Raw genomic sequence first — 18,628 nt, forward strand, 5'->3', positions numbered from 1 at the left:
GTAATCCGGCCTTGCAATTTGAAACTGACAAAGCACGCCTATGCGGGATCAAAAAACCAGAAAATACGCCACTTCACCAAAAATTCACGAAATCGGGCCGGCCGTTCCTTTCTTATGCCGGTATAGCTATTGACCAGCTACGATTTTTAATGCAAGGAAACCGGCGTCATGGCCAGCCCGCTGTAGCCTTCGAGCGTGTCTTCGACCTCTTCCTGGGTCGGCGTGTCCCTGGCCCAGGCGCTCAGGCGCTGCTGGAACATTTCCGCCCACGAGCCATCGAGATACACCTCCTTGCCCGAGCGCTTGTCCACGATTTCAAAACCGTGGCGGGCCAGCTGGGGAACGGCCGGCTGGGGCGCACAGGCTTCAGGCGCGTTGGCGTGGATCTGTACCACCACGAAAGAGTCGGAGTCGTAAAGCAATTGCATGGATGTGTCCTTGAGTCCTGGTGTCGTTCCCCCGCAGATGGCCACGATGGGCGCAACTTCAAGGGGCCATGCGTTCTCAGGGATGGCTCAGGTCGCTCAGTTGCTGGTCCACGAAATCGCCGTTGGCCTGGGTGATCTGGTTGCGCACCGGCAGGTAGCCCAGCGCCGGGGCATACCAGACTTCAACCTTCTGGTCGTACTCGCGCCTGGGCTGGCGCGACAGCTTGAGCGTTGCCAGGTCGCCGAAGGGCAGGCTGAGCAGCTCCTCTTTCTCGACCAGGAAGGTCCAGTGGTCGGCATCGCGCGGCCCGACCGTGAGCGTTGAAAGGGTAGCGCCCACCGGAAAACCGGCCGGGTTGCCCGCCAGCATGCCGCCCAGTTGCAGGAACACGCTCACCCGGTCTTGCGCGCCCTGCGTCCACGGCACGGAGGGCGTGTTGGCGCTGAAGCTGATCTGGCCCTTGTCGGGCTCGAAATGGGCCGCCACCTCGCTGCGCGACTTGTCGGAAAAGCGGCTGGGCGCCAGGCCCTGGGCGCTGATCTGGCCGGTGCTGCTCAAGGTGCGCGAGCCGAGAAACAGCGCTTTGGCGGTCATGCTGGCATGGTAGCTGCCGCCGCTGTTTTGCCAGGAAAGTTCGCCCCGGGCGTGGTAGGTCAGGCCCTTGGCGCTGCCGGTCATCTTGTATTCAAGCTGGGCGCTGGCGGGAAGCGCCATGGCGGTGACCGGCGTCTGCTTCGGCTGCGGTGGCGAAGGCGCTGCCGCAGCGCTGGCGGGCGGCGTGGCGGCGGTCGCGGTGTCGCTGTCGGCGGGAGGTTCTGGTGCGGTTTCAGTCGCTGGCGCCGAAGGCAAGGGCGCCAGGCTGTCTGGCGCTTGTGGGGCAGGCGGCGCCTCGGCGCTGCCGGGTTCCTGGACTGGTTCTGCTATTGAATTTGTAGCTGATTGCGCAGGCTGGTCGTGCGCAAAAGGCCTATTTTGCTTGAAAACAGGCTTCTTGACAGGCTTGGCGGCCGGTTTGGGCGGGGGTTGAACGGCTGGCTTTGCCACAGCCGGCAGCGGGCTGGCGGCAGGCGCGGGGGGAATGCTTCGGGTGATCAATGCCGGGACGCGCTTCTGAACGGGCTCCGGCGCCGGGCCAAGGCGCGCCGGCCGGGTTTGCAGCAGCAGCGCATGCGCCAGCAGCACCAGCACCGCCAGCAGGCCCAGGGTGCGCCACGGCACAATCTGGCCTGTCATCGGGGGGCTGAAACTCAGCATGTCAGAACGCATCGCCCGGCCATTTTTACTTCAGGAATTTCATGAAACTTGCCACTTACAAGGACGCCTCGCGTGACGGCCAGCTGGTCGTGGTGTCGCGCGATCTTTCCAGCGCCCATTATGCGACCGGCATCGCCAACACCCTGCGCCAGGTGCTGGACGACTGGCGCTTCATGGCGCCGCAGCTGCGCGACCTGTCCGACCTGCTCAACAGTGGAAAAGCGCGCCATGCCTTTCCGTTTGAGCCTGGGCGCTGCATGGCGCCGCTGCCGCGCGCCTGCCAGTGGGTCGCGGGCCAGTCCTTCATCAGCCATGTGGAGCGCCTGCACAAGGCGACGGATGCGAAGCTGCCCAAAAGCCGCTACACCGAGCCGCTGATGCGCCAGGGCGGCGGCGACGGTTTCATCGGTCCGTGCGACAACATCGTCATCGCCAGCGACGCATCGGGCATCGACTTCGAGGCGCAGGTGGCCGTCATCACTGGCGACGTGGCCATGGGCGCGAGCCCCGAGGAAGCGCTGGACGGCATCCGCCTGCTGATGCTGGCCAACGACGTGTCCCTGCGCAAGCTGATGGCCGATGAGCAGGCCAACGGTCTGGGTTATTTGCAGGGCAAGCCGATGACCGCCTTCAGCCCGGTGGCCGTCACGCCCGACGAGGTCGGCGACGCCTGGCGCCAGGGCCGGCTGAACCTGACGCTGCAAACCACCTGGAACGGCCGCAAGGTCGGCCTGTGCGATGCCGGCGCCGGCATGACGTTTCACTTCGGCCAGCTGGTCTCGCATATGTGCAAGACCCGCCCGGCGAGCGCCGGCAGCATCGTCGGCTCCGGCCCGGTCAGCAGCACCGACTGGAGCCAGGGCTACGCTTGCATCGCTGAAAAGCGCGCGGTTGAAAGCGTTGACAACGGCAGGGCCTCGACCCGCTTCATGAAGTTCGGCGACACCCTGCGCATCGAGGCGAAGGGCAAGAACGGGCAGTCGGTGTTCGGGGCGATTGAGCAGGAAATTACGCCGGCGGGATGAAAAAACACGCCGGGCGCCCTGCGGGGCGGCCGGCGTGCCGGGTGGTGCGCAGCGACTGGCAGGCCAGACGCTTCACGCCATCGGGTGGTTACAAAGGCGCCGCATCGAAGGTGGCGTTCTTGCCTGCGGTGATGCGCACCAGCCAGTCGGTGCCCTGGTCAACGATGCTCATGGTTCCCGACACGGCAACCGGCTTCGCGTACTTGGTTTTTGGATAAGCCCAAGTCAGGTTGACCAGGTTGGTGGTGGTGTTGCTGGCCGTCACGCGCATCTTGCCGTTGGCGGCGATGGCGCTTTGCCATGTGGTGTTGGAACGCTGGACCATGAAGTTGCGCAGCCGGGTCATGGTGTACCAGCGGAACTTGCCGGCCGTCTGCTGCGTGTTGGCGTACTGCAGCAGGGTGGTCATCACGTTGGGGAACTCGACGGCACCGGGCGGGTGGGCATAAATCATGCGGTTGGTTTCATTGGCGTATGAAAAGTCGATCAGGTCCTTGTACCACTTGTTGATATCGGCCTCCGTGAACAGCAGTTCCTCGAACTCCTCGAAGGTCGCCGCCACTCCGAACGGCGTCACCGGCACGGCCCACATCGTCGGGTTGGGCAGGCCGCCGCCGCGATAGCTGCGGGTGACCGCTGATCCGGTATGGCTGAGCGAGTAGAAGGAATTGACGCCGTTCTGCTGAAGCCAGGTCACCGCCCACAGCGGGTTGTTGCCTTGCGGGGCGGAGTATTCCGTCGAGGGTTTGCCAATGGCGGCTTGAACGGCGTCGCGGTTGAGCACCAGGTAGGGCTGGAACTGGGCCTGGTTGGTTTCATTGGCGTTGTCGCCGTAGTAGTCGTGAATCCAGCCGCCGTGGCTTCCCACCTCATGACCCGTCGCGACGAAGTTCTTCAAATGCTGCTTCATCGTGGGGTTGTTGGGCAAATCGAAGCCCAGCTTGTCGCCGGGAACAATGGTGTCGGGGCCCGCCGTGATGTGGATGGAAAACGGCTTGTAGTTCCACACCCCCATGTTCTTGAGGGTCTGTATCGGCGCCTGGGCTTCCTTGGAGTCCAGGTGCCAGTTGAACACCAGTCCGCCAATGCCGTCAGGCACGTTGGTCAGGCGCGGCTGCTTGGCCGGTCCGCGTGCGAACAGGTGCAGGAAGCCGTGCATGGGCATGGAGTCCTCGTACAGCTTGAGATAGGTCAGCGGCAGATTCACGAACAGCACGCTGCCGGTGCCCACGGTGCGGCTGCTGGCGACCAGGCCGTGATCGGGCGAGGACATCAGCGTGGCACCCAGCGCCGTTCCCTGCGTCACGAAGCTGGGATAGGTCAAGGCGCCATAGACATAGCCGGAAATGGCGTGGACCGGATCGGTCGCCGGGGGGCTCGCCTGCGTTAAATAGCGTTTGGCGCCCAGGGACGGGTTGCCGATCCGACTGCTGGTGCTGAGGTTTCTCAGCGCGTCCTTGCTGAGCTTGTTGGGCGTCACACCTGGCACAGCTTCGCGCTGGATGGCTTTTTCGTTCTTTTTACCTTTGTTATCAATGATTTTTTGCTTCAGTTTCTTGGCTCTTTCCTTGGAGCCCTCGGTGACGCCGGGCTCTGACTTGAAGTACTGCGCATGGTCATAGCCCTTCAGGCCGCCAGGGTTGGCGGGGCTGGCGGGCAGAAAGTCCGCGGTGGCCTTGCCAGCAGGGGCCTTTTTGCCGTTGTCGGCCACCTGTATGGCGCGTGGCGTGTCTGCAAGCGCCGTCACCGTGGTTGCCGTCTGGGTATAGGGAATCGATTTTCCCGGAGGGATGTGCAGCGCGCGCAGGGTGGACTCCAGGCCAATGACCGGACCCAGGCCCACGGTGCGGTCGAGCAGCGAGTCATACAGCACATAGTCCACGCCCACCAGGTCGCTGAAGCGCGACTTCGGGATGGCGTAAAAGCCGTTGGCCGTGAGCGCGCCGGCGTCATACACCAGCATGATGTTGCCGCCCTGCGTGACATAGCTCTGGATGGTGGCGACCAGCGCATCGCTCATCGACACCTGGATCTGGTCGGGAACGATGATGCCGCTGTATTGCGTCCGGGCGCCGGCCCCGAGCAGCAGGAAGTCGGCATTGCGAAGAATCGACATCTGGTAGCCCTGCTCCTGCGCCGCATCGGTCCAGGCGGTGACCTGCACGTCATTGACGGCCAGCCCGTCGGGCAGCAGCAGCGCCATTTTCGACAAGTTCTGCGCCTGGGCCGCGCCCATGGCAAAGATCAGTATGGCGCCGTACAGCCAGCGAAAAATACCCGAACCGGATCTCCTGATGGTGGCAAACATGGTGGCTCCCCTTCCGCGATTGAAATCTGCACTTGAAAATCAAGGAAAACATGCCTGTGGTTGTTCTGGCATGTTTTCCCCACACGAAGTGGACGCTTACCGGAATTCAGCCTGACCGCCCCTGCAGCCTGTCCATGACCAAAAATGCCGGACCATGGGCGTTCTCCCCGAAGCGCATCCATTGGGCCATCCAGTCAAGTCCCGAGCGCTGTCGCACTTGTGAACTTCTGAATAACTTCGTGTCAGTCTAGATTTCGCATAGCCTGTACGCTTGATTTATATCAACGCGACCCATGCCGCAAAATCACTTCAAATAGGCAAGCCAGCCTGGGGAAAAAGAGCCGGTTTTGGGAGACCAGGCCCTAGGGACGGGCCAATTGAAGCAAAAGTCGTCAAGGCGAGACAAAAGGAAAATTCTGTATCAAGCGCTGTCGCCGGCTGGTCACGACGCACGGGCATCCAGGATTTGGCACTAAACAACTTCCCGTCCGTCATTCCCGCGAAGGGACGTTATTGCTGACAGCATCCCCAGGCGAAATCACCCCTGAAAAATCGGTTGACGCGATGCCCTGACGCTGCACAATCAGGCGTGTGCCGGGGGTTTTTCATGCCCCTTGCGCCCACGGGGCCATCCGGCGCCCATTCCACCAGACGCCATCGTGCAAAAAACCGCCAGGAGACACTCTCAATGAGCCATGCAACTACCCCGTCCTTTCCCGATTTCGGCAAATTGGTGCCCGGTTTTGATTTTCTGCAAAACCTGACCAAACAGGCTGCCGGCAGTGCCACGCAAGTCCTGCCGCAACTGCCCAACCTCGGCAACTGGATTGCGCCCACGATCAATCTGGAGGAGCTGGACAAGCGGGTGCAGGAACTCAAGGCGGTGCAGTTCTGGCTCGACCAGAATGCGGCAGCGCTCAAGGCCACCATCCAGGCGCTGGAGGTGCAGAGAATGACGCTGGCCACCCTCAAGGGCATGAATTTCAACATGGGCGAAGTCGCCAACGCCTTCAAGCTCAAGGTCACCGAAAGCATGATGGGCGGCGCCCCGAAAGCGCCCGAGAAGGCCAAGGGCTTTGCCGGACTTGAAATTCCTCCATCGGCTTTCCAGACCAGCAGGGCGCAAGCCGAGGCCCAGCCCGAACCCGCTGCAAAACCCGCAGCACCCAGGGCTGAATCCGGTGAGGCGCCAGCCGCTGCCGGCGTGGCGGACCCGATGCAGTGGTGGGGCGCGCTGACCCAGCAGTTCCAGACCATTGCCGCCGAGGCGCTGAAGGAAGTCGCCAAGACAACCCATCTGGATGCAAGCAAGAACATCGCCACCGGAATGGCCAAGGACGCGGTCAAGACCGCCACCGACATGGCCACCGGGCTGGCCAAGGGCATGGCGCAAACCGCCAGCAAAACCATGACCAGCAGCTGGCCCAAGCCCGCAGCCGCGAAAGACGCAGCGCCGGTGCCCAAAAAAGCCGCAGCCAAGACTGGTGCCGCCAAAACGGCAGCCGCCAAGCCGGCGGCCAAGGCTGCGGTCAAGGCCAAACCCCAGGCCCCGGCACGCAAGGCGGCAGGCACCGCCGCGCGCAAGACGACGCGCTGAAGCGGCCCGCAATTCGGCCCTGATTTCGTCAGGGTAGTGGTTGATGTGCCATATTGAAGCCTTGGATCATCCCCTCAATTGTCCTTCGCACCTTATGAAACTCTTCCCCTACGGCCACGCCACCCATCCGCAATGGCAGATGGCCGCCGGCCTGGTGCTGGCGCAACTGCGTGGCTACCTGGCCCTGCCAGAATACGCCAGCGCACCGACGCTGGCGCTGCTCTACATCACCGACCACTATGTGCCCCAGGCGCAGGAAATCCTGGACCACCTGAGCGCCGAGCTGCCCTTCATCACCGACTGGAGCGGCGCGGTGGGCGTCGGCATTGCCTCGAACAACGTCGAATATTTTGATGAACCGGCGCTGGCCGTGATGCTGTGCGAACTGCCGCATGACCATTACCGCGTGTTTTCCGGCGTGTCGCCGCTGCCGCCGGCCCGCAGCGGCCTGTTCACCGCGCACACCGCGCTGGTGCATGCCGACGCGGCCACGCCCGATGTGGCCGAGTTGATTGCCGAGATGGCCGCGCGCACCGAAAGCGGCTATGTCTTTGGCGGCCTGGCGTCCAGTCGCAGCGCGGTGGTGCAGTTCGCGCTCAGCGGCCACGGCAACCTGAAGGGGCAGGGCGCGGCCTGCGGGGTGTTCAGCGGCGGCCTGAGCGGCGTGGCGTTTGCGCGCGATGCCTCGGGCGGCATGGGCCTGATGTCGCGTGTCACGCAAGGCTGCAAGCCGGTGTCAAGCACCTACACCATCACCGCCTGCGACGCCAACGTGGTCATCGAACTCGACGGCCAGCCGGCGCTGGAGGTGATGCTGGCCGACCTGGGCGTGTCGCTTGAGCAGCCGCGCGAGGCGCTGGCCAGGGTGCGCAACACGCTGGTCGGCCTGAGCCGCGATGCGGATTTTCCCAACGATGCGGTCCGCCAGCGCTCGGGCCAGTTTGGCGCCGACGTGCTGGTGCGCCACCTGATCGGGCTGGACCCGGCGCGACAGGGCATTGCCATTGCCGACACGGTCAGCGTCGGCATGAAGCTGGCTTTTTGCGAACGCAATGCCCAGGCCGCGCGCGCTGATCTGGTGCGCATCTGCGCCGAAATCCGCGAAGAGCTGGAGCCCGAGGAGCAGACGCTGGAAGTGGCCAGCGCCCTGAACCTGCCCGAGGCGCAATCCGCGCCGCACCCCGCCCGGCGCATTGCCGGCGCCGTTTACGTCAGCTGCGCGGGACGCGGCGGACCGCATTTCGGCGCGCCCAGCGCCGAGCTGCAAATCGTGCGGCACGCCTTGGGCGATGTGCCGCTGGTCGGGTTTTTTGCCGGCGGCGAGATCGCCCGCAACCACCTGTATGGCTACACCGGCGTGCTGACTGTGTTCACCTCGGCCGATTGAGCCTTCAGCGCCGCAGCGCCACGAAGGCCCCGAATTCCCAGCTGCGCATGGCCAGCAGCAGGGTGTAGCCTTCGCGGTCCTTGTCGGCCAGCTTCTGGTCGGCCTGGTGCTGCTGGGCAAAGTCCTGCGCCACGCGCTGCATGCGCTCCATGAAGGACGGCGCCAGGCCCCGGCTGATCGAGCCGTGCACCAGCAGCAGGCCTTCGCCGCTGCCGTCGAACCCGCCGGAAAAATAGTCCAGCAGCGCGTTGTCCCGAAAGTAGTCCATCACCGGCCCGTGCGGCCGCCAGCGGAAGGTCTTGGCCAGCTTGAGCCGGTAGCGGTTCAGCGGTTTCAGCTCGATGATGCCGATGCGGTCGAGCTGCGCCAGGTAGCCTATGCATTCGGCCTGCGACAGCCGGTAGCTGCCGGTGACCTGCTCCAGCGTCCACTGCGACAGCACGCAGATGGCGACCAGCAGCAGTTTCTTGTCCGCCACCACGGCTTTTTCCTGCGCCTCGCTCAGTTGGGCCAGCAGCGGCTGCGCATCGGCCACCTTGCGCGCCAGTTCGGCAAAGTCCAGCTTGAGCGCCCGGCAGATCGCATCGATGCGCGACAGCGGCATGTCGCCTTTTGCCAGCATGCGCTTGACGCTCGACTCGGCCATGCCCAGGGCCAGCGCCAGATCGGCATAGGTCATGCGGGCGGTCTTGAGTTCTTTTTTCAGGAGGGCGACAAGGTCGGCGGTGGTGCTCATAAGTATCGATTATCAATACCAAGGGCCTGAATTCAGGCGACCGTATGAAAATCAGGGGCTTCATGGCGCGGCTTGCCGGCACAGTCCGTGCTTCCTTTCACGCTTCAATGAGAGTTGCATCCCATGACCCATTCCCGACACGAACTTTTGCCGCCACCGCTCGTCCGCCCCCGCGAACGCAAGCTGCTGGGGGTCGCCCTGCTGATGGTTTTGTTCGCCGTGGCAGGCCCTTTCCTGCCACAGCCCGCCAGCTTCCATGACTTTGCCGACCAGCGGGCCTGGGGTGCCATCCCGCATGCGATGGATGTGCTGAGCAACCTGCCTTTTGCCGCCTGGGGCGTAGCCGGCTTGTGGGCGCTGGCGCGGGCGGTGCGGTTGCGCGCCGTCGATGGCGCATCGGCTGGGCTGGCCGGTTTGTTCCTTGCCGGGCTGCTGGTCACGGCCGGGGTTTCAGCTTTTTATCACTGGCAGCCTGACGACGGCGGACTGGTCTGGGACCGCATGGGCATGGTGCTGGCCTTTGCCGGCTTGCTCGGGCTGGCGGCCGTGCAGGGCGTGAGCCGGCGGGCCGGCATCGCGCTGGCAGCGGCGGTGATGCTGCTGGGGCCGGTGACGGTTCAGGTCTGGGCCGCCTCGGGCAACCTGCTGCCATGGGGCGTGCTGCAAATCGGCGGCATGGCGCTGATTTTGGGGCTGGCAGCGTTGCCGCCGGCGTGGCCCGCGCCCGGCCTGCGCATTCGCTGGGCGCTGGTGATCGCGCTGTACGCGCTGGCCAAGCTGCTGGAGCTGGCCGATCACGCGGTGTTTGACTTGACCGGCCAGCTCGTTTCCGGCCACAGCCTCAAGCATGTGGCGGCCAGCTTCGCGGCCTGGCCGGTCGTGCTGGCCGTCCTGGAGGCGGTCCGGATGTCACGGGAGCGCGGCAAAATCAGGGCAGAATCTGCAGCACCCTTCAAAGCCCGCGCAAGCTGCCCGGCGCCATCGCGCAGCAATCAAGCAACCAAACCCAGGAGTCAGGCATGAGTGTTGAACTGTCCACGCCGGCAAGCGCCGCCGCGATGCCCCCGCCGCCAGCCGATGCCCATCCCAACCAGTTCGCCCTGCTGCGCCAGCGCCGCTTCGCGCCGTTTTTCTGGACGCAGTTCTCGGGCGCGGCCAACGACAACCTGTTCAAGTTCGCCTTCACCGTGATGGTGACCTACCAGCTCAGCGTCGGCTGGCTGCCGCCGGCGCTGGCCGGGCTGACGATTGGCGCGTTGTTCATCCTGCCGTTCTTGCTGTTTTCGGCCACCAGCGGCCAACTGACCGACAAGTTCGAGAAAACCCGCATCATCCGCTTCGTCAAGAACCTCGAAGTGGTCATCATGCTGATTGCCGCCGTGGGCTTTGTCAGCGGCAACATCAATGTCCAGGTGCCGGTGCTGCTCGGCTGCACCTTTTTGATGGGCCTGCATTCGACGCTGTTCGGCCCGGTCAAGTTCGCCTACCTGCCGCAGGCGCTCAGCGAGCGCGAGCTGACCGGCGGCAACGGCATGGTCGAGATGGGAACCTTTGTCGCGATTTTGCTCGGCAACATCGTCGGCGGGCTGCTGGTGGCGATTCCTGGCGTCGGGCCGCAGTATGTGGCGGTGGCCTGCGTGGGGCTGGCGCTGGCCGGCCGGGCGGTGGCGCAGTTCATTCCCAGGGCGCCGGCCACCGATCCGGGCTTGCGGATCAACTGGAACCCGGTCACCGAGACCTGGCGCAACCTCAAGCTGGCCAAGACGAATCTGGTCGTGTTCCGCTCGATGCTGGGCATCAGCTGGATGTGGTTTTTCGGTGCGGTGTTCTTGAGCCAGTTTCCGAGCTTTGCCAAGGAAGTGATGCACGGCGACGAGCATGTCGCGTCCTTGCTGCTGGTGGTGTTTTCCATCGGCATCGCCACCGGCTCGCTGCTGTGCGAGGTGCTGAGCCGCCGCCATGTCGAGATCGGCCTGGTGCCGCTGGGCGCGATTGGCATGAGTGTGTTTGCCATCGACCTGTACTTTGCCTCGCGCGGCCTGCCGCCTTCAGCCCTCATGGGCGTGGGCAGCTTCATGGGCCAGCCGGCGCACTGGCGCGTGATCGCCGACCTGGCGCTGCTGAGCCTGTTTGCCGGCCTGTACAGCGTGCCGATGTACGCGCTGATCCAGCTGCGCAGCCAGCCCACGCACCGGGCGCGCATCATCGCCGCCAACAACATCCTCAATGCGCTGTTCATGATCGTCAGCGCCATCCTGGCCGGCGCGCTGCTCAAGGCGAATTTCAGCATTCCGCAGATTTTCCTGTTCACCGGGCTGGCCAATGCGGTGGTGGCGTTCTACATCTTCATGCTGGTGCCCGAGTATTTGTTGCGCTTCGTGGCGCTGATGTTGTCGCGCTGCATTTACCGCTTCAAGGTGCAGGGCGACGACCACATTCCGGCGCAGGGCGCGGCCGTGCTGACCTGCAACCATGTCAGCTTCATCGACCCGGTGCTGCTGATGGCGGCCAGTTCGCGGCCGATCTACTTTTTGATGGACCACCGGATTTTCAAAATGCCGGTGCTCGGCTGGCTGTTCCGGCTGGCCAAGGCGATTCCGGTGGCGCCGCGCGCCGAAGACCCGGCGGCCTACGAAGCGGCCTTTGAAGCCGCAGCGAAAGTGCTGCGCGAAGGCGACCTGCTGGCGATCTTTCCCGAAGGCGGCATCACCCAGGACGGCGAACTCCAGCCCTTCAAGGGCGGCGTCATGAAGATCCTCGACAACGCCAGTCGCGACGGCTTGAACGTGCCGGTGATTCCGATGGCGCTGACGAATCTGTGGGGTTCCTTCTTCAGCCGGGCCGAACTGGTGAACGGCCAGCGCGTGGCGATGGTGCGGCCTTTCCGGCGCGGCGTGTTCAGCCGGGTCGGGCTGAACGTGGGCAAGGCCATGGTGCCGGCCGAGGTGCAGCCCGAGGTATTGCAGGCGCGGGTGGCGGCGTTGATCAAGGCCTGAAAGTATCATAAAAAGATACCTTCTGGTGCGTTTTCGGCGACTGCGTCTTTATCCTGCGGATTGGAGGCGGCTGGGGTTCACATTAACGACAGCTTCACCCCGGCCGGTGCCGTATAGGAAGCCGATAACCCTCCCGGAAATACCTCATGAAAATTCAATTTGCTCCTTATTTAATAGCTGCTTGCGCTTTGCTGGCATGCGCCAGTGCCTCATTTGATGCAAAAGCGCAGTCCGAGGCCTCGGCCCTGAGCACGCTGTCGGCGCTGCCGGTGGCTTCGGTCGTGGCGGGCGCCAGCACGGCGGCTGGCAGCGTGCTTGCCGTGCCGCTGGCGCTGTCCACGGCGGGCGCGGTGCTGATCGTCCGGGCGGTGGAAAGCACGGCGCGCGGCACGGTCTATGTGCTGGAGCGCGCTTCGGACGGCGCCAGCGCCAGCATCGAAGTCGTCGGCCGGGCGCTGGGCGGCGTGTCGGTGGTGGCGGGCGCGTCCGTCGTGGTCAGCGTGGTCGGGGCGGGTGTGCTGCTGTCGGCTGCGGGCGAGGCCATCGCCTTCATTCCGAATGCGATGGGCCGCGCCCTGCTGCACAACGAGCGGCTGACGTACTGAACCCGGAGCACACCATGAACACACGCTTGAATCATGGGCTGGGAATGGCACTGCTGGCGGGCAGCCTGATTCTGCCCGTTGCCGCCCATGCCGGGCGTTCCTGCCAAGCGCGCCCGCCGACCACGCAGTCGGTCGAACTCGGCCTGGCGCTGGCCGAAAAAACGCTGGCCTCGCTCAACGCCAGCGGCGAGCGCGTCGTGCTGCTGGCGCGCGCCGGGCAGGATTTGAGCCGTTACGGCCTGCGTTATTCGCACTTCGGGCTGGCCTGGCAGGTGGCTGACGGACAGGGCGGCAACACCTGGCATGTGCTGCACAAGCTCAACGGCTGCGGCACCGCCGAAGCGGCGCTTTACCGGCAGGGGCTGGGCGAGTTCTTCCTCGATGACCCGTGGCGCTTTGAAGCCGCCTGGCTGGCGCCCACGCCGCAGGTGCAGGCGCGACTGCTGGCGCTGCTGCAGGACTCGCGTCGGGCCATCAGCCTGAACCACCGGCCCTACAGCATCGTCAGCTACGCCTGGGGGCGCAAGTACCAGCAGTCCAACCAGTGGGCCATCGAGACGCTGGCCGCCGCGCTGGAGCCGGGCGTGACCTCGCGCGAAAAGGCGCAGGCCTGGCTGCAGTTCAGGGGCTATGAGCCGACGACCCTGCACCTTGGGCCGCTGACCCGGCTGGGCGGGCGGCTGACGGCGGCCAATATCGCCTTTGACGACCACCCGAATGACAAGCGCTTTGCCGACCGCATCGAAACCGTCACGGTCGATTCGGTGTTTGCCTGGCTGGCGCGTGCGCAGCTCAGCCGGCCGGGCAAGGCGCCGACGCTGGTCGGGCCGTGAAGGGGCGCCTGCCGGGCAATGCCATGCTCGATGTGTTACAACTTGTGTCAACTTGCCATCCTTCCAAGGAAAAATTCATGTCCCCGCAAACCGATGAGGCCAGCCGCACGCCGCTGGCACCGCCCGACAGCTTTCAGCTGACGCCGCCCGAAGTGCTGCGCCCGCTCAGTGACGAGGTGGCCAGGAAGGCCGTTCCCCTGCCTGCGGCCACGCAAGCAGCCGTCGAAGACCAGGTGCAGCGTTTCATGGACGGCCTGATGTCCGAAGACCTGCAAAGCGAGGCCTTCAAGGCTAGGCTGGACAGCGCCTTTGCGCTGGGGCGCGAAGAGATTTCGCTGGCGGCCAGCCTGATGCAGGGGCGCTTCATGCAGCGCAATTTTGTCGGCATGGAAGACAGCGCGGCCTTCAAGGCGGTGCAGGAAATGCGCGGCCATCTGGATGCGCTCAATCCGGGCAAGGACGGCGATTTGCTGCAACCGCAAAAACTGCTCGGCATCATTCCCTACGGCAACAAGCTGCAAGGCTACTTTCGCAAGTTCCAGAATGCCGGCGAGCAGATGCAAAAAAGCATGCAAAAGCTCTACGCCGCCCGCGACGACATGCAGCGCGACGTGGTCGAAATCGAGGCCACGCGCGGAAAAATGTGGGATGGCATGCAAAAGCTGGCGGCGGCGGTGCAGTTTGCCGAAAGCCTGGACCGCCAGCTTGCCGCCAAGGTGGACGGCCTCAAGGCGACGGACCCCGAGCGGGCCAAGGCGCTGGAGCAGGAAGTGCTGTTTTACGTGCGCCAGAACCTGCTGGACATCCTGACGCAGCAATCGGTCTGCACCAACGGCTACCTGGCGCTCGATGTGCTGAAAAAGACCGGGCGCGAGATGATGAACGGCTGCTCGCGCGTGGCCACCACCGGCATGAGCGCGCTGGCCGTGGCGCAAACCGTGGCGCGCGCCACCGGCAACCAGGTCAAGGTGATGGAGATGCTGACCGGCGTGAACAGCACGATTGAAAACCTGATTGCCGAGACCGGCCGCCAGCTCAACACGCATGTCGAAAAAACCACCCAGTTCGCCAGCAATCCGCTGATCGGCATCGAGAAAATGAAGGAAATGTTCGACCAGACCTTCAAGGCCATGGATGCGATGGACACCTTTCGCAGCAAGATGGTCGAGGTGATGGGGCAGAACAACACCATCCTTCAGGAGCAGCTGGCACGCGCGGACCAGTACATCGACCGGGTGCGCCAGCAAAAAGCGCGCGAAGTGACGCAGCGCACCCTCAGCGGGCCGGTCGCCCTTTGAGCCAGGATTTTTTTAACGCAAGGGAAATTTAAAAATGACAACTCAATATGTGATGCAGCGCGATACCGGCGGCTGGCGCATTCAGGTCTGGACTTCGTTCACTCTGGCGGTGCTGGCCAGCGGCACGGGCGTGATGCAGCTGCCCAGCCAGGAGCTGGACCGGGCCTTTCTGGCCATCGGGTTTTTCTTTTGCCTGTTCGCTGCCTTTGCGGCGGCCAAGACCGTGCGCGACAACCGCGACGGGCGGGTGGACACCAACGGCTGGATCATCACGGTGTGGGTTTCCTTTGCGGCGGCGGTGTGCCTCACGGCGTGGGGCTTGTGGCGCATGAACATCGGGGACTGGCAAAAGGGCTACATGGTCGTGAGCTGGATGTTTCTGATCAGCAGCACGTTCACGCTGGCCAAGACGATCCGCGACCGTTACGAGGCCGACCTGATGACGCGCAGCAACGAGCCCGCGCCTGAAACGCGGCCCGCCTGAGCGTTTGTTGAAAGCGGACTCAGCCGCGCGTCGCCTTGGATTGCAAAAAGCGCTGCTGGCGCCGCAGGGCCTCGACCGCGCTGCCGTGCAGGCGCTGCTCGCGCTGTTCCAGCTCGGACTGCAGCAGCGCCAGCTGGCCCTGCAGGAGGTCGTTGGCGGACTTGCCTTCGCCCGCGCCCGGCACGGGGCGCTGCGCGGTGGGCACCTGCAGGTAGGCGCTGAGCGTGTCGGGAATGTAGCGCCGGATGGATTCGATCACGTACATGCGGTCGTCCAGCGTGAAGCCGTCATCGGCTTGCACGCCATTGAGCGCCAGTGCCATCCGCACCGCAGCGGCCTTGAGCGATACCAGCGCGGCCAGCAGCGGCCCGGTCACGATGGCGGCGGTGGCTTCAAAGGCCTCGTCAATCCGGCGCAGTGCTTCGGGCTCGAACGGCGGCGGGCCGGCGGGCATCGGCATCGTTTCGCTGGCCGCGCGCTGGCTTCGGTGCTGCCACAGCCAGCTGGCGCCGCCGAGCGCCGCCAGCGCTGCAGCCAGCGCCAGCCCGGCGCCTGTACGGATCAGGACCAGGGCGCTTGCCGCCGCCACGGCGCACACCGTTGCGGCAATCACGCCCGGATGAAGTTTTTCGTGCTGGCGCGGAGCGCCCGAGGTGCGGCGCGCCAGCAGATCGCTGATGGACGGACCGAGCAACTGGCGCTGCCTGGCCTTTTGCGCGCGTGCCTTGAGCGAAGCATGCACGGGAGGCGGCTTGGCGACTTCCCGTGGCGCGGTACGCTGGTTGACGGGCGCATTGGCATAAGCGCGTCGGGAATCATTTTTGTGCTCAGGCATGGCGTTGGTTTGGTTCGGTGCGAAGGAGTGAATTATGAAATTGAAACCGTCGGGAATTGAAGGGCTGCTTCGCATCCCGGTGGCAGCAAGAAGAAGGAACGCCCATGAGCTGTTTTAATTTGCTATTAAAAAAGTAGCTGTTTGCGCATATTTGGTATGCACAAACGGCCTGTTTGACCATAAATTCCCCTAAAAATGCACAGCCGGATGCCTTTCCGGCCAACAACGGAGCTTCCCATGAGCAAAAGCCTGCGATTGACCGAAAAATGGATGCAGCGCGGCCTGTGGCTGGTGGCGCTGGTGTTCGCCAGTTTCCTCATCGGCCTGGGCGGCACGCTGGTCGGCGACCTGCCCAAGGTGGAAAAGCAGCTCACGCTCGACGATTTCATGGACCGCGCCGCCAGCACCGCGCTGCGCAGTAGCATCAAAACCACCGAAGCCGCCGAGCGCGATGCCGATGCCGCGCTGGAGCAGGCCCAGCTCAAGCGCCGCGTGACGCAGGCCGACTCCGCGGCGGCGCGTGAAACCTTCAACAACTGGCTCTCGACCCGCCACGCCACGCAGCTATCCGGGCAAGACCCCGAACTGGTGGCCAGAACCCGGGCGCTCGATGGCCTGAAAGACAAGGAGCGCGCCGCCGGCATGGCGGTCGAGGCCCAGCAGCAGGCCGCGCTCGATGCGCGGCAAAGCAGCGTTCGCGAGCGCCGCAAGCTGGCCGAAATGGAGCAGGCGGCGCAAAAACTGCTGAATGCCGAATACCGCCGCATCGAGCTGCGGGTGTTTTTGTACCGCCTGGCGCTGACCTTGCCGCTGCTGGTGGCGGCCGGCTGGCTGTTCGCGAAAAAGCGCAAAAGCACCTGGTGGCCGTTTGTCTGGGGCTTCATCTTGTTTGCGCTGTTCGCCTTTTTCGTCGAGCTGGTGCCTTATTTGCCGAGCTACGGCGGCTATGTGCGCTACATCGTCGGCATCGTGGTGACGGTGCTGGTCGGCAGGCAGGCCATCCTGGCGCTGAACCGCTACCTCGAAAAGCAAAAGCTCGTCGAGCAGCTGCCTGACGCTCAGCGCCGCGAGGAACTGAGCTACGACACCGCTCTGACGCGGCTGTCCAAAGGCGTGTGCCCCGGCTGCGAGCGGCCGGTGGATTTGAAAAACCCGGAGATCGACTTTTGCCCGCATTGCGGCATCGGCCTGTTCGACCATTGCCGGGCCTGCAACACGCGCAAGGGTGCGTTTGCCAAGTTCTGCCACGCCTGCGGGGCAACCGGCCAGCGGGCGCACTTGCCGGCCCAGGCCTGAACCTTGCGGTGACTGGCGGCGCCTTGCCCGCCGTTGCAGGCCTACCCAGCCCGGCTGTATCGGCCTACACGCCCTTGAAAAAGCGGATTTACATTGGGAAATCTAATTTACAAAGGCTTCCCATCATGAAGGCTCACCTACAGGCCCACCTGCGCAACCAGGTCGCCGCGCTCTTTTTTCTGTTGCCGGTCGCCACGGCGCTGGTCGCCTTGCCCGCAACGGTCATGGCGCAGCCTGCGGCGCCCGAGTTGCGCTCCCTCGAAGTCACCTCGGATGACGGCTTGAGGGCCGGCGCCGAGCTGGAGTTCACCGTCGAAGGCACGCCCCGGTCACGGGTCGGTCTGCGCATCAACGGTGTGCGGCGGGACATTGCGCTCAGGGAAACCGAGCGCGGCGTCTATACCGGCAGCTACACCATCAAGCGCCAGGACCGTATCTCGCCGGCCAATCCGATACGCGCCACCCTGCGCACGCGCAACCGCAACATCGCCGTCAACTACAGCTTTCCGGCCGGCATGGCGAATCCGGCGGTGGCCGCGCCGCTGGCCGCTCCGGTGCCGCCGGTCGCGGTGCTGAAGATCGAGCGCTTCAGCGTCGCGCCGATTGACAAGATCGAGCCGGGCGCCGAGCTGAAGTTCTCGCTCAATGGCCCGCCGGGCGGCAGCGCCGAGGTCGAGATTCCCGGCGTCAACCGCGTTTCCATGCGCGAGGTTCGTCCGGGTGCCTATGAAGGCGCCTACACCCTTCGGCGAATGGACAATCTGCTGCCGTCGCGCCCGATCGTGGCGACCCTGCGGGTGGGCAACCAGTCGGTTAAAAGCAACCTGACCCAGGCCCTGACGGCCGACGCCAAGCCGCCGGTGCTGCGCAACCTGGCGCCGCGCGAGGGCGAGGCCGTCGTGGACCGCGCCGCCATTTCGGTGTCGGCCACCTTTGATGACGCGGGCGGCGTGGGGGTTGACCCCAAGAGCGTTCGCATCCTGCTGTCCGGCCGCAATGTCACGCCCGACAGCGAGGTCACCCCGCAGTTCTTCTCCTACCGCGCCGACCTGCCGATCGGCCGCCACACGGTGGACGTGACCGCCAGGGACATGGTCGGCAATGCCATGCACAAGACCTGGGGATTCGACGTGGTCGTGCCGGTCAGCGCGATGCCCGCCACGGTGCCGCTGCAAATCACCAGCCATGCCAACAATGCCATCGTCGATGGCGGCACGACGGTGGTACGAGGCCGTACCGCGCCGGGCGCAGTGGTCGATATCAGGGTTCAGGCGTTCATCCCTGTGGCCGCCCTGTTCGGCGTGAACCAGGAGCCGATGACGCAAAGGGTGCAGGCCGATGGAAACGGCAACTTCACCTTCAGCTTCGCATCGCAGCTGCCCCTGCCGGGCACGCGCTATGAAGTGACGATGGTCTCGCACAAGGCCGACCTGAGCACCGAGTCCAAGCTGGTGCTGTTCCAGAAACAGGGCTGATGCCACGCGCTTTATGACTCAAATGGGCGCCCTGCGCATGCTGGATATGCGCAGGGCGCTATTTGTTTTG

General features: G+C 64.4%; 16 protein-coding genes. 11 read left to right on the top strand and 5 right to left on the bottom strand.

Going from position 1 to position 18,628, the window contains the following annotated elements; all coding sequences use genetic code 11:
* Positions 1 to 146: 146 nt before the first annotated feature.
* Both PNAP_RS01485 and PNAP_RS01490 read right to left on the bottom strand, forming a co-directional pair.
* The gene (locus PNAP_RS01485) at positions 147 to 428 is read right to left on the bottom strand and encodes a BTH_I0359 family protein (RefSeq protein ID WP_011799730.1); all 282 of its coding nucleotides are present in this window, start codon (positions 426 to 428) and stop codon (positions 147 to 149) included.
* Between the two features lie 76 nt (positions 429 to 504).
* On the bottom strand, positions 505 to 1,683 hold the full coding sequence (locus tag PNAP_RS01490; RefSeq protein ID WP_157040186.1) for a DUF3108 domain-containing protein: 1,179 nt from the start codon (positions 1,681 to 1,683) through the stop codon (positions 505 to 507).
* A 41-nt stretch (positions 1,684 to 1,724) separates the two neighbouring features.
* Between PNAP_RS01490 and PNAP_RS01495 the strand changes: the two genes are divergently transcribed.
* Positions 1,725 to 2,708 (top strand): fumarylacetoacetate hydrolase family protein, encoded by a 984-nt coding sequence (locus PNAP_RS01495; RefSeq protein WP_011799732.1) that lies wholly within the window; start codon positions 1,725 to 1,727, stop codon positions 2,706 to 2,708.
* 88 nt (positions 2,709 to 2,796) lie between these two features.
* Here the strand turns inward: PNAP_RS01495 and PNAP_RS01500 are convergent, their stop codons facing one another.
* Complete coding sequence (locus PNAP_RS01500) at positions 2,797 to 5,016, bottom strand: polysaccharide deacetylase family protein (protein WP_011799733.1); 2,220 nt, start codon at positions 5,014 to 5,016, stop codon at positions 2,797 to 2,799.
* 688 nt (positions 5,017 to 5,704) lie between these two features.
* On the opposite strand from PNAP_RS01500, the gene PNAP_RS01505 reads away from it, so the two are divergent.
* Both PNAP_RS01505 and PNAP_RS01510 read left to right on the top strand, forming a co-directional pair.
* Entirely contained in the window at positions 5,705 to 6,613 is a 909-nt protein-coding gene (locus PNAP_RS01505) for a PhaM family polyhydroxyalkanoate granule multifunctional regulatory protein (protein WP_041376449.1), read from the top strand.
* Positions 6,614 to 6,707: 94 nt separating this feature from the next.
* The gene (locus PNAP_RS01510; protein ID WP_041376450.1) at positions 6,708 to 8,000 is read left to right on the top strand and encodes an FIST signal transduction protein; all 1,293 of its coding nucleotides are present in this window, start codon (positions 6,708 to 6,710) and stop codon (positions 7,998 to 8,000) included.
* A 4-nt stretch (positions 8,001 to 8,004) separates the two neighbouring features.
* On the opposite strand, the gene PNAP_RS01515 is transcribed toward PNAP_RS01510, so the two are convergent.
* Positions 8,005 to 8,736 carry a helix-turn-helix domain-containing protein gene (locus tag PNAP_RS01515; protein WP_011799737.1) on the bottom strand — a complete coding sequence of 244 codons (732 nt, stop codon included), beginning with the start codon at positions 8,734 to 8,736 and terminating at the stop codon, positions 8,005 to 8,007.
* Positions 8,737 to 8,859: 123 nt separating this feature from the next.
* Between PNAP_RS01515 and PNAP_RS01520 the strand changes: the two genes are divergently transcribed.
* From PNAP_RS01520 to PNAP_RS01545, 6 genes are all read left to right on the top strand, one after another.
* The gene (locus PNAP_RS01520) at positions 8,860 to 9,759 is read left to right on the top strand and encodes a hypothetical protein (protein WP_011799738.1); all 900 of its coding nucleotides are present in this window, start codon (positions 8,860 to 8,862) and stop codon (positions 9,757 to 9,759) included.
* Complete coding sequence (locus tag PNAP_RS01525; RefSeq protein ID WP_011799739.1) at positions 9,756 to 11,732, top strand: MFS transporter; 1,977 nt, start codon at positions 9,756 to 9,758, stop codon at positions 11,730 to 11,732. The genes PNAP_RS01520 and PNAP_RS01525 overlap by 4 nt, the downstream gene beginning before the upstream one ends.
* A 146-nt stretch (positions 11,733 to 11,878) precedes the next feature.
* Positions 11,879 to 12,337 (top strand): hypothetical protein, encoded by a 459-nt coding sequence (locus tag PNAP_RS01530; RefSeq protein ID WP_011799740.1) that lies wholly within the window; start codon positions 11,879 to 11,881, stop codon positions 12,335 to 12,337.
* Between the two features lie 14 nt (positions 12,338 to 12,351).
* Positions 12,352 to 13,170, top strand: a complete 819-nt coding sequence (locus PNAP_RS01535; protein WP_011799741.1) for a DUF2145 domain-containing protein — start codon at positions 12,352 to 12,354, stop codon at positions 13,168 to 13,170.
* A gap of 77 nt (positions 13,171 to 13,247) precedes the next feature.
* On the top strand, positions 13,248 to 14,468 hold the full coding sequence (locus tag PNAP_RS01540; protein ID WP_157040187.1) for a toxic anion resistance protein: 1,221 nt from the start codon (positions 13,248 to 13,250) through the stop codon (positions 14,466 to 14,468).
* Between the two features lie 34 nt (positions 14,469 to 14,502).
* Entirely contained in the window at positions 14,503 to 14,952 is a 450-nt protein-coding gene (locus tag PNAP_RS01545) for a YiaA/YiaB family inner membrane protein (protein WP_011799743.1), read from the top strand.
* Between the two features lie 19 nt (positions 14,953 to 14,971).
* Here PNAP_RS01545 and PNAP_RS01550 read toward each other — a convergent pair whose 3' ends face one another.
* Positions 14,972 to 15,787: a hypothetical protein gene (locus PNAP_RS01550; protein WP_157040188.1), complete on the bottom strand. Its 816-nt coding sequence runs from the start codon at positions 15,785 to 15,787 to the stop codon at positions 14,972 to 14,974.
* A 237-nt stretch (positions 15,788 to 16,024) separates the two neighbouring features.
* Between PNAP_RS01550 and PNAP_RS01555 the strand changes: the two genes are divergently transcribed.
* Both PNAP_RS01555 and PNAP_RS01560 read left to right on the top strand, forming a co-directional pair.
* The gene (locus tag PNAP_RS01555) at positions 16,025 to 17,083 is read left to right on the top strand and encodes a zinc ribbon domain-containing protein (RefSeq protein ID WP_011799745.1); all 1,059 of its coding nucleotides are present in this window, start codon (positions 16,025 to 16,027) and stop codon (positions 17,081 to 17,083) included.
* A 125-nt stretch (positions 17,084 to 17,208) separates the two neighbouring features.
* A complete protein-coding gene (locus PNAP_RS01560; protein WP_011799746.1) occupies positions 17,209 to 18,558 on the top strand; it encodes a hypothetical protein in 1,350 nt (449 codons plus the stop codon).
* Positions 18,559 to 18,628 lie beyond the last annotated feature (70 nt).

It is taken from the genome of Polaromonas naphthalenivorans CJ2 (assembly GCF_000015505.1).
In the GTDB taxonomy this organism is placed as follows: Bacteria; Pseudomonadota; Gammaproteobacteria; order Burkholderiales; family Burkholderiaceae_C; genus Polaromonas; species Polaromonas naphthalenivorans.